Annotated in this window: 11 protein-coding genes; 8 read left to right on the top strand and 3 right to left on the bottom strand. The window is 49.4% G+C overall.

Annotated features, from left to right (window positions below; all coding sequences use genetic code 11):
* Positions 1 to 87: 87 nt before the first annotated feature.
* From HMPREF9442_RS02625 to HMPREF9442_RS02615, 3 genes are all read right to left on the bottom strand, one after another.
* Complete coding sequence (locus HMPREF9442_RS02625; protein WP_008625048.1) at positions 88 to 2,640, bottom strand: ATP-dependent Clp protease ATP-binding subunit; 2,553 nt, start codon at positions 2,638 to 2,640, stop codon at positions 88 to 90.
* 141 nt (positions 2,641 to 2,781) lie between these two features.
* Positions 2,782 to 3,327 (bottom strand): methylated-DNA--[protein]-cysteine S-methyltransferase, encoded by a 546-nt coding sequence (locus tag HMPREF9442_RS02620; protein ID WP_040602529.1) that lies wholly within the window; start codon positions 3,325 to 3,327, stop codon positions 2,782 to 2,784.
* A 7-nt stretch (positions 3,328 to 3,334) separates the two neighbouring features.
* The gene (locus HMPREF9442_RS02615) at positions 3,335 to 4,555 is read right to left on the bottom strand and encodes an MFS transporter (RefSeq protein WP_008625046.1); all 1,221 of its coding nucleotides are present in this window, start codon (positions 4,553 to 4,555) and stop codon (positions 3,335 to 3,337) included.
* 970 nt (positions 4,556 to 5,525) lie between these two features.
* On the opposite strand from HMPREF9442_RS02615, the gene HMPREF9442_RS02600 reads away from it, so the two are divergent.
* The 8 genes from HMPREF9442_RS02600 (at position 5,526) to HMPREF9442_RS02565 (ending at position 15,716) form a co-directional block, all read left to right on the top strand.
* Positions 5,526 to 6,002 carry a hypothetical protein gene (locus HMPREF9442_RS02600; protein WP_008625039.1) on the top strand — a complete coding sequence of 159 codons (477 nt, stop codon included), beginning with the start codon at positions 5,526 to 5,528 and terminating at the stop codon, positions 6,000 to 6,002.
* Between the two features lie 22 nt (positions 6,003 to 6,024).
* Positions 6,025 to 6,984 (top strand): hypothetical protein, encoded by a 960-nt coding sequence (locus HMPREF9442_RS02595; RefSeq protein ID WP_040602524.1) that lies wholly within the window; start codon positions 6,025 to 6,027, stop codon positions 6,982 to 6,984.
* A 196-nt stretch (positions 6,985 to 7,180) separates the two neighbouring features.
* Positions 7,181 to 9,748 carry a DNA gyrase subunit A gene (gene gyrA, locus HMPREF9442_RS02590; RefSeq protein ID WP_008625036.1) on the top strand — a complete coding sequence of 856 codons (2,568 nt, stop codon included), beginning with the start codon at positions 7,181 to 7,183 and terminating at the stop codon, positions 9,746 to 9,748.
* Between the two features lie 26 nt (positions 9,749 to 9,774).
* On the top strand, positions 9,775 to 10,965 hold the full coding sequence (locus tag HMPREF9442_RS02585) for a tetratricopeptide repeat protein (protein WP_232038300.1): 1,191 nt from the start codon (positions 9,775 to 9,777) through the stop codon (positions 10,963 to 10,965).
* 84 nt (positions 10,966 to 11,049) lie between these two features.
* On the top strand, positions 11,050 to 12,327 hold the full coding sequence (locus HMPREF9442_RS02580) for a tetratricopeptide repeat protein (protein WP_253270994.1): 1,278 nt from the start codon (positions 11,050 to 11,052) through the stop codon (positions 12,325 to 12,327).
* Between the two features lie 2 nt (positions 12,328 to 12,329).
* Positions 12,330 to 13,271: a tRNA-dihydrouridine synthase family protein gene (locus HMPREF9442_RS02575; RefSeq protein WP_008625033.1), complete on the top strand. Its 942-nt coding sequence runs from the start codon at positions 12,330 to 12,332 to the stop codon at positions 13,269 to 13,271.
* A 30-nt stretch (positions 13,272 to 13,301) separates the two neighbouring features.
* On the top strand, positions 13,302 to 14,309 hold the full coding sequence (locus HMPREF9442_RS02570; protein WP_008625032.1) for a family 43 glycosylhydrolase: 1,008 nt from the start codon (positions 13,302 to 13,304) through the stop codon (positions 14,307 to 14,309).
* Positions 14,310 to 14,480: 171 nt separating this feature from the next.
* Positions 14,481 to 15,716: a clostripain-related cysteine peptidase gene (locus tag HMPREF9442_RS02565; RefSeq protein WP_008625022.1), complete on the top strand. Its 1,236-nt coding sequence runs from the start codon at positions 14,481 to 14,483 to the stop codon at positions 15,714 to 15,716.
* Positions 15,717 to 15,756 lie beyond the last annotated feature (40 nt).

The raw sequence follows: 15,756 nt of genomic DNA, 5'->3' as shown, positions 1-15,756 counted from the left end.
CTGTTCGGCTTTTTGAAAGCCACTGATGAAGAAACAAAAAAAGTGCCAGACGAAAACATCGTCCGGCACTTTAACATATATTTATTGTTATTCTTGGACAAGGCCATGCGTGATCTGGAGTTTGTCTCCCTCGGCGGCACGTACGGTCAGGATTTCGCCATCCCGCAGTTCGTCGTTGATGACCAGTTCGCAGATGGCATCCTCCAGATAAGTCTGCAGGGCGCGTTTCAACGGACGCGCCCCATATTGTACGTCGTATCCTTTGCGGGCAAGGAACTCCTTGGCATCCTCTGCCGTTTCCAACGTATAGCCCATTTCCTTCACGCGCTTTACGATGGGTTTAAGCTCGATGTCTACGATACGTTTGATGGCCTCCAAGTCCAGTTGGTCGAAATTGATAATGTCGTCCAGGCGGTTCAGGAACTCCGGTGCAAACTGTTTGTGCAACGCCTTTTGGATGACTTCGCGGCCGTATTTCTTGTCGGCAACCGACGTATCCGGGCGGCTGAACCCGATGCCTTTGCCGAAATCCTTCAACTGGCGTGTCCCGCAGTTCGATGTCATGATGATGACCGTGTTCCTGAAATCCACCGTCGTGCCGTTGCTGTCCGTCAGTCGTCCTTCGTCCATCACCTGCAACAAGATGTTGAACACGTCGCTATGTGCTTTTTCCAACTCGTCGAGGAGTAGGATGGAGTAGGGCTTGCGGCGCACTTTTTCCGTCAACTGTCCACCTTCTTCATGTCCCACATATCCCGGAGGAGCCCCCACCATACGGCTCACGGTGTGCTTCTCCATGTATTCGCTCATGTCGATGCGTATCAGGGCGTCGGCACTGCCGAACATGTATTCGGCCAACTTTTTGGCCAAGTACGTCTTGCCTACTCCCGTAGGCCCGAGGAACATGAACGCCCCGATGGGTTTGTTCGGGTCTTTCAGTCCCACGCGGCCGCGTTGGATGGAGCGCACCAACTTGTCGATGGCCTCGTCCTGTCCGATGACTTCCCGTTTCAGGTTGACGGCCATGTCCTTCAGCTTGTGCCCTTCGGCCTCACCCATGCGCTGTACAGGGATGCCTGTCATCATGGATACCACTTCGGCTATCTGGTCTTCGTCCACAGTGACCCGCTCGCGGCTGAGTTTCTCCTCCCATGCCGCTTTCATGCGGTTCAGTTCCTCCTGCAAGTTGGCTTCCTGGTCACGGTAGTCGGCGGCCAGTTCAAAATTTTGGTTCTTTACCGCCTCGTTCTTCAAGGCATGTACGGCATCGATGCGCTTTTCCTGTTCCTCCATCTCTTTCGATACGGGAGAGTGGGTGATGTGTATGCGCGACCCGGCTTCGTCCAACGCGTCGATGGCTTTGTCCGGGAAGCAACGGTCGGAAACGTAATGCTCCGTGAGCCGCACGCAGGCACGGATAGCCTCGGGCGTATAGCGCACATTGTGGTGGTCTTCGTAACGTTCCTTGATATTATCCAGTATCTGTACGGTTTCCTCCGGAGTGGTCGGTTCCACCATGACTTTCTGGAAACGGCGTTCCAAAGCACCGTCTTTTTCGATGCTTTTCCGGAATTCGTCCGTGGTCGTAGCCCCGATGCACTGTATCTCTCCCCGTGCCAGTGCGGGTTTCAGCATATTGGCCGCGTCCATGCTGCCCGGTGCCGAACCGGCACCGATAATCGTGTGAATCTCGTCGATGAAAAGAATCACGTCCGGATTCTTTTGCAGTTCGGTGAGAATGCTGCGGATGCGTTCTTCAAACTGCCCGCGATACTTCGTGCCGGCCACTACGGCCGCCATGTCCAAGGCTATCACGCGTTTGTCGAACAGGATGCGCGATACCTTTTTCTGTACGATGCGCAAGGCCAGTCCTTCCACGATGGCCGATTTGCCCACGCCCGGTTCACCTATTAATATAGGGTTGTTCTTTTTCCGTCGGCTTAGGATTTGCGACACGCGTTCTATTTCTTTTTCGCGACCCACCACCGGGTCCAGGATTCCGTCTTGGGCGGCGCGTGTCAGGTCGGTACCGAAATTGTCCAAAACCGGCGTGTTGTTGGCCGATTTCCTCTGCGGTTGCGCCGTCTGCGTGGCCGTGCTGCCCTGTTCGTTCATCGGGTTTCCCGTTGAGGATTTGTTTTCATATTCGTCTTCCTCTTCCTCGTCCGGAAAACCGAAACCGGACTGGATGTCCGATTTTTCCGTTTTCTGTGTGAGCAGGTTCAGGATGTCTGTATAATGGATGCTGTTTTCCTCTAAGATACGGCATGCATTGTTGTCTTTTTCTTTCATAATGGCTAAAAGTATGTGTTCGGTGTCGGCCACCTGGGCTTTCAGCATGCGTGCTTCGAGCAGGCAAAGGCGCATGATTTTGGAAGCCTTTTCGTTCAAAATGATTTCATGGTCCTCGTCCGGCATTTCCTGCATGGCGGAACCTTGTATGGATTGCTCTGCGCGCAGTTTCACCGAACGGAAGTCCAGATTGAGCAAGCGGAGAATTTGGATGGCCTTGCCTTCCCCGTCCCTGATCAGCCCGAGTAAAAGGTGTTCCGGAGCCACACATTCATTGTGCAGCCGCTGCGCCTCCTCCTTGCTGTAGATGAGTACTTCTGAAATCTTGGGTGAAAATTGATTGTTCATGCTATGCAAATTCCTTCTGATTAATGACTCTGATGGCAAAATTAACTATATTATTGGAACTACAATACAAAACGCATGCCAAAAATGCTCAGAACACATTAAGTTTTTCTAAAAAGCGGAGAGGGGGAGTGGCTTTAGTATTTATTGTGCGAGTGAAAGGAAAGAGGTGGACAGGGATGATTTTTCAAGCTCTAACAGGAAACTTTTGGCTGCGAGCCCGCCGCCATATCCTGTAAGCGTGTGGCCTCTGCCGACCACCCGATGGCAAGGGACGATGATGGAGATGGCGTTCGCCCCGTTGGCGTTGGCTACGGCGCGTACGGACTTGGGCATCCCGAGCTGCGTTGCCATGTCGCCGTAAGACAGGGTTTCCCCGTAGGGGATTTCCAATAACTTCTGCCACACTTTTTTTTGAAAGTCCGTGCCTGTGAATAACAGCGGAAGGTCGAACGCCGTGCGTTTCCGTCCGAAATATTCATCCAACTGCCGGGAGGCTTCCTGGATGATGTCGGATGTCCGTTCTTCATATCGGGCTTCCAGTAATGTTTGCAGTCTCCGGTCTACCCGTCCCGGATGTTTCTCTTCCACCCAGTTGCAGAGGCACAGGTGGTTTCTCCATGAGCCGAGCATCAGCTCTCCACACGGGGAGTGATAGCGTTGTACCAGAATCGAATGGCTTGTATTCATGTATTTTTTATTTGTGGTTTGCGGGTCGTATGTTGGGCAGGAACGTGGCGATGATGCCCAATAGGGGCAGGAGCGTACTGGTCCTGAAGATGAATTCGATGCTCGTACGGTCGGCTAGCCAACCGAAGAATGCGGAACCGATGCCGCCCAGACCGAACATCAGCCCGAAGAAGAGGCCTGAAATCATGCCGACTTTGTCCGGTTTCAGGTCGGTGGCGTACACCAGTATGGCAGAGAAGGCCGAAGCGATGACCAGACCTACGATGATGGCCATGGCGATGGTCCAGTACAGGTTGAGGTATGGCAGTGCGAGCGTGAAAGGAGCCGCGCCGAGGATGGAGAAAAGTATGACATACTTCCGCCCGTAGCGGTCGCCGAGGAAGCCGCCCAACAGCGTGCCGACGGCCAACGCGGCAAGGAAGGCGAACAGGCAGAACTGCGATTCCTGTACCGTGATGCCGAATTTCTCGATGAGGAAGAACGTGAAGTAACTGGTCATGCACGAGATGAAGAAGTATTTCGAGAAAATCATGACGACCAGGATGGACAATGCCTTGCGCACGGTGGTTCCCGGCAGGTTGCAGGATGTGGTAAGGCTTGTGCGGGCGGACGAGCGCATCCGGCTTAGCTTCAGGCTGTACCAGTATCCTATCCTTACGAGCAGCGTGGCGGCGAGCAGTGCGGCTGCGGCGAACCATCCCACGGCGTGCTGGCCGTAGGGGATGAGGATGAGTGCGGCAAGCAGCGGCCCGATGGCGCTTCCGCCGTTCCCGCCCACTTGGAATATGGATTGCGCCAGGCTTTTCCTGCCTCCTGAAGCCGTCTGTGCCACGTGCGAGGCTTCGGGGTGGAACACCGAGGAGCCGCATCCGATGACGGCCACGGCCAACAGGATGGCCGCGAAACCGGAAGCCACGGCCAACAAGAGCAATCCTGCTAGCGTGAAGCACATTCCGGCGGATAAGGAGTAGGGTTGCGGGTGGCTGTCGGCATAACGACCCACAAAGGGTTGCAGCACGGAGGAGGTCAGTTGGAAGACGAGCGTGATAATCCCGATTTGGGCGAACGTGAAGCCGAAGTTGTCCTTCAGCAGCGGGTACATGGCCGGGATGACCGACTGTATCATGTCGTTCAGCAAATGGCAAAAGCCGATGGAGAACAGTATCATGTAGGCCGTACCTTCTTTGATGTCGGGGTGGCCTTTTACTTTGTCCAGAAATTGTTTCATTTATATGACGGTTTGAATGCCGCAAAGTTATGCTTTTCTTTTCAAACGGCCAACGGGAGGATGTTTTTGACCGGGGCTTTTCCGTTTTCCTGTCCGTAGCTTTTTTCTATTTTGGAAGTTTGAAAGGTGAAATGGGGATTGATGTGGCAAAAAGTAAGCATTCCGGACCGTATGGGGATGCGAATGAGAAACGGAAAAGTCCGTTGCAGCCATTTTTTTCTTTGGTGTTTTTACTTTTATTAGCATTATGGCCTTGCTTTTTGCCTTTTTGAAGCAAAATTAAGAATCGCTCTAAGCCAAACTTTTTTCCGTTCTCTGCAAGAAACATTTTTTTTCTCCGCAAAGCTTTTCGTAAATGTCCGCAAGGCGGTGCGGAATCGGGCTGCAAGTGGTGTGCGGAAGAGGGAAAAACGCCTTTTTTTCTTCTATTTGGTGGTCGTGCGTGGTCAAAATCCGGATGACACGGCGTGTGGAAAGTGCTGTTTGCGGCTTACATGCGTGGTGTGCCTGTGCGCAAGGTCTGCTTTTTTGTCGTGCAAAAAGTAACCGGAAGAGGCTTTGTGGCTGACAAAAAAGTTTCTGTGGAATGCGCGAGAATCGTTTTTTCCGGCCCACACCTGTCCGTACGTCCAAATTCGGCCATCCTGCAAGGGGTGGATTGACAAATTGCAAAATGGCAGTTCCCGTCTTCATGTTACGTTTCGGGTGAAATCCGGTTTGCGTTTAAAAGAAATGAAGATAATACTTTTTTACCTAAATTACAATGCTTCAAAAGGTTATAGATAGTGAAAAAAGCTATATTTGCAAAGTCCGGCAGAACTGGGAAAACGCCGGACATAGGGACGGCTTTTGCAGCGTCCTGACCGGCAGGGCGCATGGCAACAAGCTTCAAGCCTTTCCCATATAAATAAGGAAATTTGATAAAAACAAGCTGAATTCGGAAGCTTATAGGCGTTGAAAATAAAAAAACATGAGAGATTTAAGAGTGTGGGCGTATTGCCTTTTGGGACTGCCCGTGTTGGCTTGCGGGCCATCAAAAAACAACCCCGGAAATGATGCTGGGGCGAAGGATTCCGTGTTGGTGGAAAACGTAGTGGAAAAGCAAGAAACGGACTTGACGGACGACCCGCAGAAATTGGCGGACTTTGCCGTGGAATGTTTCAGGACCAACGAGCGTGAGAAATTGCTGCCATACGCGACGGAAAGATGCAAAGGCCGTCTGAATGAAGACATGGCAATCGAGGCACAAATGAAGGACGACAGGGGCATCAGGGAGATGCGTGAACGGTTGCTGTCTACAAGTTACACTTGTTCCCAAGTGAGCGACATGGGCAGCGCGGGCAAGCTTATGAAGTATTCTAGCAATCCTTCGAAGTATGACATGAAAGTATTGCTCGAACAACAGGACGGCAGATGGTTGGTGGATCATGTGGGGCCGGACAGGTAATCAAAATCAGAATCGGACAGCGATGAAAAGTAAGGTTTTCATATCGGCTTTGGCCGTGGTGCTCGCATGCTTTCCGGAGCCTGCCGAGGCGCAATTCTTTAAGAAGTTGGGGAAGGCCTTGGAACAGGTAGAAAAGAAAGTGGACAAGGTTTTGGGCACAGGCGCAGAAGCAGGCACGGCGGAAGGAGACGCGGCGGGGACGGTGGCTCCCGGCGGGACGACCGTGTCCAACAACCTGAAAGGGTTTGCAGTAGACTACAAGGGCGTGACGTGGCAGGAAGATTTCTGCGGGTTGGATTTTGTCATTACGAACAAAGGTGATAAGACCGTGCGCGTCTATTCGTTCGACAAGATGAAAGCGTTCGGTGCGGACGGGGCGGAATATGCCGGCCGTAGCATCGTGGGCAATGCCGTGACCTCGTTGGGCAACGGGGATTTCGATTTCGAACCCGGCGTGCCGGTGAAGTGCGTTTACGCCCTTTTCGACGTGCCGGGACAAGGCACGAAGATGAGCCTGTGCCAGTTGAGGCTCACCACGTTCGACAACGGTTACCACGACAGCTTCGTGGAGTTCCGCAACGTGCCTCTTCCGCCCAGGCCCGCGACGATATCTACGCCTTTTAAAGGTGTCTGGACATTGGGCGGCACGAACCTGGAGGGCAAGCTTATCTTGGACTTCCCCGGCAAGTCGGTAGACGGGATGGATGCCTTGAGCAACGGCATCAAATGCTACGGCACGGTGTATGTGGGCTACGGTAGCGGTGCGTCGCTGCAAGTCGACGAATGTTCCATCATCTCGTGGAAGGGAGAAGGAAACAAGGCTACGGTGGAGTTTGTCGGCGGTCGTGACGGCAATACCTATCAGGCTGTGATGACTTATGCTCCGTCGGACGGGACAATCAGTTTCAGCGAAATACGGATAGTTCGGGAAGAAGGCATGGCAGAATGCTTCGTTTCTGAAGATTTGGTGTTTGAGAAATAGGCCGGCGTGGCTGGGATGAGAGGCCGTGGGTGTTCAGTATGCCTGCGGCCTTTTTACTTTTTCTTTGCTTTTTCTGGCTTTGTCTTTTCTGGGTAAACCATTAATTTTTGGCTGTTTTCTTTCGTATTCTCTCAAAAAGTAGTAATTTTACATGCTTTTTGGCAAGTGGTATTTATAATAGTAACAGATATAAATAATGTTAGACCAAGACAGAATAATAAAGGTGAACATTGAAACCGAGATGCGTAAATCGTATATCGACTATTCAATGTCCGTAATCGTATCCCGTGCTTTGCCTGATGTGCGCGACGGATTTAAACCTGTGCATCGCCGCATTCTCTATGGAATGAGGGAATTGGGTAACACGCACGACAAACCATATAAGAAATGCGCCCGTATTGTAGGAGAAGTGTTGGGTAAGTATCATCCGCATGGAGATTCTTCCGTTTATGGCGCATTAGTGCGTATGGCACAAGAATGGAGCATGCGTTATACGTTGGTGGACGGTCAGGGAAACTTCGGTTCCGTCGATGGGGATAGTGCTGCTGCCATGCGTTATACAGAGGCTCGCCTGCAGTTGATGGGCGAAGCGATGATGGATGACTTGGAAAAGGAAACCGTGGACATGATGAACAACTTCGACGACACGTTGAGGGAACCCACGGTTATGCCGACAAAAATACCGAACTTGTTGGTAAACGGTGCCAGTGGTATCGCAGTGGGAATGGCCACTAACATCCCCACGCATAATTTAGGAGAAGTCATTGATGCCTGTGTGGCTTATATAGACAACCGCGACATCGACATCGACGGGCTGATGGAGCATGTCAAGGCTCCTGATTTCCCTACCGGGGGCTTTATTTACGGCATGCAGGGCGTGCGCGAAGCCTACGAGACGGGACGCGGACGTGTGGTCATGCGCGCACGGGCTGAGATAGAGCCGGGAGAGAATCATGACAAGATTGTCATTACGGAGATTCCTTACGGGGTAAACAAAGCGGAGCTGATCAAACAGATTGCCGATTTGGTAAACGAAAAGAAGATTGAAGGCATCAGCAATGCCAATGACGAATCCGACCGTGAAGGCATGCGTATCGTGGTGGACGTGAAACGCGACGCCAACGCAAATGTCGTGTTGAACAAATTGTTCAAGATGACCCCGTTGCAGACGAGCTTCAGCGTGAATTGCATCGCTTTGGTGAAAGGGCGTCCGCGTTTGTTGTCCCTGAAGGATTGTATCTCTAACTTTGTGAACCATCGTCATGATGTGGTCATCCGTCGGACGCAGTATGATTTGCGCAAGGCGGAAGAACGTGCCCATATTTTGCAAGGTTTGATTATTGCGAGTGACAACATCGACGAGGTCGTGCATATTATCCGCAGCGCCCAGAATCCGCAGGCCGCCATCGAAGGTTTGATGAGCCGTTTCGAGTTGGACGAGGTGCAGGCCAAGGCCATCGTGGAGATGCGTCTGCGTCAGTTGACCAACTTGATGCAGGAACAGTTGCGCAACGAATACGATGAACTGTTGAAACAAATCGAATATTTCAAACAGATACTGAGTGATGAAGACCTTTGCATGAAAGTAATCAAGGATGAATTGATTGAGGTCAAAGAACAGTTCGGTGACGAGCGGCGTTCGGAAATCGTATATTCGAGCGAAGAATTCAATCCTGAAGATTTTTATGCTGACGACGAGATGGTCATTACCATCAGCCACATGGGATACATCAAGCGTACGCCTTTGGCTGAGTTCCGGGCACAGGCCCGTGGCGGCGTGGGCAGCAAGGGAACGAGCACGCGTGATACGGACTTCGTGGAATACATCTATCCTGCCACGATGCACAACACGATGCTCTTCTTCACGCAGAAAGGGCGCTGTTTCTGGATGAAAGTATATGAAATACCGGAAGGTGCCAAGAACTCTAAGGGACGTGCCATCCAAAATATGTTGAATATAGACCCGGATGACGCTATCAATGTTTGTTTGCGTATCAAGAACCTGAACGATGCGGAATTTTGCCGTTCGCATTATGTGGTGTTCTGCACGAAGAACGGTATCATCAAGAAAACCTGTTTGCAGGAGTATTCCCGTCCGCGTGCGAATGGTGTCAATGCCATTACGATTCGTGAAGACGACCGTGTCATCGGTGTGCGCCTGACCAATGGCGAGAATGAAATCATCATCGCCAACCGGAACGGTCGTGCCATTCGTTTCCACGAAAGCAAAGTGCGTGCCATGGGACGTACGGCTACTGGTGTGAGAGGTATGACTATCGACGAGGACGGTAGCGACGAAGTGGTAGGCATGGTATGTGTGAACGACCCGCAGACGGAAACCATTATGGTGGTCAGCGAGCAAGGCTATGGCAAACGTTCGGACATAGAGGATTATCGTGTGACGAACCGGGGGGCGAAGGGTGTGAAGACACTGAACATCACGGAGAAAACCGGTAAGTTGGTGGCTATCAAAGTCGTGACGGACGAGAACGACCTGATGATTATTAACAAGAGCGGTATAACGATACGTTTGAAAGTGGCTGATGTCCGTATTATGGGACGTGCCACGCAAGGTGTCCGTTTGATTAATCTTGAGAAGCGCAATGACCAAATCAGTAGCGTATGCAAGGTACAGACGGAGGACGAAGAAGAAGAGACGGAAATGTTGAGTGACGGTGTGGCTCCGGTAATGGATGAGTTGGAAGGCAGTTCTGATGCATCGGTTTCAGAGTCCCGTGACGAAGAGACTGAAACGAATGAATGAGTTTAAAACTTTTAATTTATAAAGTTATGAATAAATACGTATTATCAATTGCATTGCTGGTTGCTTCAACCGGTGCTTTCGCGCAGAACAGACTGGTGAAAAAAGCTCAGGGATTGATTAACAACAATCAAATAGAGGAAGCCCAGACGTTGTTGACCGAAGCTTTGAACAGCGGAGAAACCAAAGACATGGCTTTGGCTTGGGATGTTCAGGGAGATTTGTACCAAAGGCTTTTTGCAGATGAACTGAACAAAGCGGCTGCTCACCAGCCTTTGGATACGGCAAAGTTTGCTAAAAACCTGTATGCTTGTCTGGACGCATACGAAAAATGCAACGAGTATGACGAGAAAAAGGAATATGCGGAAAAGAACAAAGGCAACTTGATGAAGTTCCGTACTTTCTTGATGTACGTCGGTCAGTTTGACTTCCAAAATCAGAATTTTGCGGGAGCTTATAAAGCATACGATGCATGGTTGACTTATCCGCAGAATCATAAACTGGTGGCTGATGAACCGAAGGTGTTGAACGATAGTGTGTTTGACAAAAATCAGGTAGCTTATTATGCCTGTCTGGCAGCTTACCAGGGTAAGGATTTCGATAAGGTCGCTACTCATTTGGAAGAGGCATTGAAGTATGACAAGGAAGCCAAGACGGTAAAGCAGTTACATTTGATGACACTTCTGGAAAAGGGTGATACGGCCCAATGGATTGACGCTTCGAAGAAGTATGCAGCAGCAGATGAAGTGATAGCCCAGAATTTGTTGGCTTATTACACCGAAAAGAAGAATGATGCGGCTTCGTTGGAGTTTGCCAACAGTCTTTTGGCTGCCGACCCAAACAACAAGATTGCCAATTATTCAAAAGGTGTAGTATTGTTTGGTCAGGAGAAATTCGAGGAAGCCCTTCCGTTCTTTGAGAAGAGTACGGAGATAGATCCTACTTTTACGGATGCTTATTACAATGCCGGTGTATGTTGCTGTAATACAGGATATGGCATCAATGAAGCAATCGGTAAAACTAAAAATCTGAAGAAAGCTGAATACGATGCTAAAATCGCGCAAGTGAAAGATTGGTATAAGAAAGCAGAACCGTTCTTCCTGAAAGTCAAGGAACTTGAGCCTGACAATCCGCAAAGGTGGGCTTCGCGTCTGAAGACGGTGTATTACATTACCGGGGAGAAGGCTAAAGAAGCAGAGATGGATACTTATCTCAAGTAATCGGTAGGAGATAATGACAAAGTAAGAAAGAATTGGGGTGGTGTTCAATGAAAGTGTGGGCATCACCCTTTTGTTTTATATAGGATGAGTAGATTGAGTTTTTGGGCAACGGTTTGTATGTTCGGGGTTTGTTGTCAGACGTCGGACGGTGCCAATGTGGTTCGTGAAGCGCGTAAAACCATTAAGAACGCCAGATACGAGGAGAACGGAGATGAGGCCAAGAAGGTAAGGGAGCGGTTGGATGCCGCAGAGAAGAGCCTGATGGATGCGCTGTCCGGCGAGAAAAAAGTGGTGAAGCGTGCAGAACTTTATTATACGGCGGCATTGGTGCAGTGCAGGTTGAATGACATTGAAAATGAAAAAATCTATTTGAAACGTGCGTACGATACGGTGCTTTATTATAATAGTATCTACAATGCCTATAAATATTTCGAGAAATGTGATTCCGTAGAGTTGTCTTCAGAGTACAAAGGGCGTTTCAAGTTCCGTTCGTCTGTTCGTAAGAGGCTGTTGGAACATCGTGCCAATTTATTGAATGGCGGACGCTTCTATTCGAGAAAGAAGAATTATACGGAAGCATTCCGGTTCTTGGATTTATATTTGTCTTCGGCCGAATATCCGGCATTGAAGAGTGACTTCTTGAATCAGACGGATACGATGTATTCTCGTGTGGCCTATTGGATTATAGCCACGGGATACCATATCGGGGCCTACGACGGCGTGATACGTTATGCTCCGACGGCTTTGCGTTACTCCAAGAACCAACAGTATGTGCAGGAGTATCTTTGTAGGTCGCACTTGGCTTTGAATGATACTGCAGCTTGGGTGAAGGAATTGAAAAGGGGGATTGTGAACTTCCCTGACCATACATATTTTTTCACCAGTTTGCAGGAGTTTCTGAACCGTAAGGGGAAATACGACGAAGCGTTGTTGTTTGCAGACCGGATGATACAATACGACCCGAAGAATGCTTTGTTCTGGTATGCAAAGGCATTGGTGTACATGCGTAAAGATGACTATAAGAATTGTATAGCTAATTGTGATGTGGTTCTGACTTTGGACAGCATGAATATTGAGGCCAATTATTTTAAGGGGCTGGCTTATTGCAATATGGCCAAGGCTTCTTCCGATGCGATGAAAAAATCAGAGTTGAAAAGTGTCGCATATCGGAAATACAGAAAGGAAATGATGACGTATTACGCATTGGCAGAGGAGCCTTTGGAACAGGTGCGTCGGTTGTCTCCGGACAAGGCTTCCCGTTGGGCGCCTTTGTTGTATCAAGTTTACCTGAATCAGAACAAGGGAGCGGAATTCGATGAAATGGAACGTATTATACGGGATATAAAGAAACCGGAAAAATAGATATGGAAAGATTAAAGATATATATGGCTCCTTTGCAGGGGCTTACGGAGGCTCCTTACCGCAATGCTTTTGAGAAACACTTCGGTGGAGTGGATGTGTATTACACACCTTTCATCCGTTGGGAGCACGGTGGCCTGAGAAGAAAGGATGTACGTGATTTGCATCCGGATGCAAACAAAGTGGGGCATCTTGTTCCTCAAATCATAGCGGCTTCGGCCGAAGAGGCAGAGCTGATTCTGGATCAGGTAGTCTCCTATGGGTATCAGGAGGTGGATTTAAATATGGGGTGCGCTTTTCCCATGTTGGTGAAAAAGGGAAAGGGGTGCGGTCTCCTGCCTGAACCTGAACGGGTGAGAGGATTGTTACAGGTCGTGGAACGCTATCCGGACATCTCTTTTTCCGTAAAAATGCGTTTGGGATATGAGAATGCGGCAGAGTGCATGGAGCTTCTTCCTGTGTTGAATGAGACTCGTTTGTCCCGGGTGGTGGTGCATGCAAGAACAGGGCGGCAGCAATATAAGGGGGTATGCGACCGTGAGGCTTTTCTTCGTTTTGCCCGTGAATGCCGTCATCCGGTAGTTTATAACGGCGATGTCACGACGGTAGAGTTTCTTAGTGAATTACAGCGGGGAATGCCCTTTTTGGAAGGCGTCATGATGGGACGTGGGTTGTTGGCAGCCCCTTGGGTAGCTATCGAATACCATGAGGGCGCGGCGTGGAGCATGGAGCGGCGCATGTCGTCCTTGCGGGCGTTGCATGCGGATTTGCTGGACCATTATGTCCAGACACTCGAAGGGGGCGAGAAGCAACTGCTGACGAAGATGAAAGCTTTTTGGGAATATATATATCCCGAAGGTGACCGTAAATGCCGCAAGAAAATTCATAAGGTACAGAAAGTAGCGGATTATACACAAGCCGTCTTCCAACTTTTGAGCGGATATTAAAATAGTTATCGAAATCATTAATCTTATTTCATGAAAAGAACATTGTTTATAGGCATGTTGGGCTTTTCTGCGTTGATGGGCGGTTATGCCCAACAAGGAGAGGGTGCCCGTAAAGGGCGCGTAGTGCGCGAACCGTTGGTACATGACCCTGTCATGGCGAAAGAAGGAGATACATATTATCTTTATTCTACAGGACACAACGTTTCGTCTTTCTCGTCGAAAGACTTATCCGAATGGACAATCCGGCACGGTGTTTTTCCGGCTCCCCCGCAGTGGGCAATGGACAGTATCCCAGAGTATAAAGGGCATACGTGGGCACCGGATATCATTTATTATAAGGGGAATTATCATCTCTTTTATTCTTGTTCCGCTTTCGGAAAGAACACTTCTGCCATTGGCCATGCCTATCGCAGTACTTTGAGTCCGGCATCTGACGAACCGTGGACGGATACCGGCGCGGTTATCGTGTCGCATTCCCATGACAACTTTAATGCCATCGACCCGAACATCGTCGTAGACGAAAAGGGAGACCCTTGGATGGCATTCGGATCCTTTTGGGGAGGTATCCAATTGGTACGGTTGACCGAGGATTTGACTTCTACTTTGAAACCGGAAAAATTGTACACAATATGCACACGCCAGTTCGAGGGGGCTTCCGACATACCTTCGCATCCCGTAAATTCCGTCGAGGCCCCGTTCATCTTTAAGCATGGCGGTTATTATTATTTGTTTGTGTCCTATGATTTCTGTTGCCGGGGGCTGAAGAGCGATTACAAGGTTGTGGTGGGCCGTTCCGCCCGGGTGACCGGCCCTTATGTGGATAAAGACGGAAGGGAACTGACGCGAGGCGGAGGAAGCCTGGTCGTAGACTACAGTGATGAATTTGTGGCCATCGGGCATAGTGCGGCTTATCATTTCGATGGAAAAGATTATTTCATGGCCCATGGTTACAGCCGTTCGGATGATGGAGCCAGTAAATTATTTTTTCGGGAAATGACATGGGATGAAGAGGGCTGGCCGCTTGTTTCTGCAGAGTGAAAAAAGCCTTGGGTCAATCTCAGGAGAATGAGAAATCGTTCGGCTGAGATTGATTTTCCGTCTTCCTTTTGTTTTTTCGTCAGTTTGCCGTGTCACTTTTTTTGCTTAAAAGATTTGGATTGTATTCCATTTTTAGTACCTTTGCGAAATAGATGAAAAAAACGTATAGCTATGAAGCTTAGGATAAAAGGGTATATTGGAGCGTTAATGATGGTGTGTGTGTGCGCAGCCTGCGAGGACGATACGGACAAGGGAGGGCCTGACGCGGACCAACCCAAAGAAGCCACATACCTTTTATATATGGTAGGGCAGAACGATTTGAAACAGTATTTGAATGCCAACATCAGTGATATGAAAATCGGATACGGTAAATCCGACATCAATGCCAATGTGTTGGTGTATGCCGACATCAGTTCGGTGCCGACATTATACCTGATAGGGAAAGACAATAGCGGAAAAGTGCAGCAGACGACTGTGAAGACTTATCCCGACCAGTATTCGGTGGACCCGGAAGTGATGAAGGAAGTCATCAATGATGTCTTTACGTTGTATCCGGCCCAACGAAAAGGCGTTGCGTTCTCTTCTCATGCCAACGGCAGCCTTTATACGCCGGATACGGTAAGAAAGCGTGCTTTCGGAGATGAAGAAAATGGCTACAGCATGAATATTACGGATATACGTGAGGCTCTTGAGGGGTGTCCGTATATGGATATGGTCATGTTCGACGCTTGTTTGATGGCCAATATGGAGACGGTGTATGAGCTGAAAGACCGGGCGCATTATTTCCTTGCGGCTCCCAACTCCATTCCGGCAGAGGGATTCCCTTATGACAAGGCTTTACCCTATCTGCTGAAGATGGATGCGGCCGGGTTGGCACGTGCTGCCCAGGCTTATATGAAACATTTCCAGAATAACGATGTGGAGTGGGATGATTTCGTATCCATCAGTGTTTCAGATCTTTCGCAGATGGATGCCTTGGCCTTGTATATGGATTCTTTGTTTCAGGATGAGGCAGTGCAGTATCATTTGATGAAGGTGGACCGTGACGGTTTACAGATGTTCGAGACGGGCTTTCCATTATATGATTATGGAGAATGGGTGGACAGTGTAGGGCTTTCGAGTCCTTACGTCCCGAAAATCAGGAATATTTTGGACGAGGCGGTGGTTTATAAAGATCATGGTGATTACAGTACGGTAAACGATTATACCGCGATGCCGGAAATCCCGATAAAGGATGGCGCGTTTAGCGGTTTGAGTACCTATGTGCCCCCGAAGGTATCTCAGCTTTTGCAACCGGGTTATGATATGTTGATGATGCGGTTTTTCACTTCTTTGAAATGGTACCGCGATGCAGGTTTCTGGCGCGTGCCGCTTTACAATATATTTGAACCGGAGGCTGAAGAATAAGCCAATCCCCGCCAGATGTGAACTGCCCCCCAAAAGTTAG

Source organism: Paraprevotella xylaniphila YIT 11841 (genome assembly GCF_000205165.1).
Lineage (GTDB): Bacteria > Bacteroidota > Bacteroidia > Bacteroidales > Bacteroidaceae > Paraprevotella > Paraprevotella xylaniphila.
Note: the sequence above shows the minus strand (reverse complement) of the source record. Positions and strands in the feature narration are given on the sequence as shown.

Excerpts from the sequence above, each read along its gene's own strand:
- HMPREF9442_RS02580 (WP_253270994.1), top strand. The coding sequence starts at position 11,050 with ATGAGTAGATTGAGTTTTTGGGCAACGGTTTGTATGTTCGGGGTTTGT.
- HMPREF9442_RS02570 (WP_008625032.1), top strand. The coding sequence starts at position 13,302 with ATGAAAAGAACATTGTTTATAGGCATGTTGGGCTTTTCTGCGTTGATG.
- HMPREF9442_RS02585 (WP_232038300.1), top strand. The coding sequence starts at position 9,775 with ATGAATAAATACGTATTATCAATTGCATTGCTGGTTGCTTCAACCGGT.
- HMPREF9442_RS02600 (WP_008625039.1), top strand. The coding sequence starts at position 5,526 with ATGAGAGATTTAAGAGTGTGGGCGTATTGCCTTTTGGGACTGCCCGTG.
- HMPREF9442_RS02615 (WP_008625046.1), bottom strand. The coding sequence starts at position 4,555 with ATGAAACAATTTCTGGACAAAGTAAAAGGCCACCCCGACATCAAAGAA.
- HMPREF9442_RS02625 (WP_008625048.1), bottom strand. The coding sequence starts at position 2,640 with ATGAACAATCAATTTTCACCCAAGATTTCAGAAGTACTCATCTACAGC.
- HMPREF9442_RS02575 (WP_008625033.1), top strand. The coding sequence starts at position 12,330 with ATGGAAAGATTAAAGATATATATGGCTCCTTTGCAGGGGCTTACGGAG.
- HMPREF9442_RS02595 (WP_040602524.1), top strand. The coding sequence starts at position 6,025 with ATGAAAAGTAAGGTTTTCATATCGGCTTTGGCCGTGGTGCTCGCATGC.
- HMPREF9442_RS02620 (WP_040602529.1), bottom strand. The coding sequence starts at position 3,327 with ATGAATACAAGCCATTCGATTCTGGTACAACGCTATCACTCCCCGTGT.
- gyrA (WP_008625036.1), top strand. The coding sequence starts at position 7,181 with ATGTTAGACCAAGACAGAATAATAAAGGTGAACATTGAAACCGAGATG.
- HMPREF9442_RS02565 (WP_008625022.1), top strand. The coding sequence starts at position 14,481 with ATGAAGCTTAGGATAAAAGGGTATATTGGAGCGTTAATGATGGTGTGT.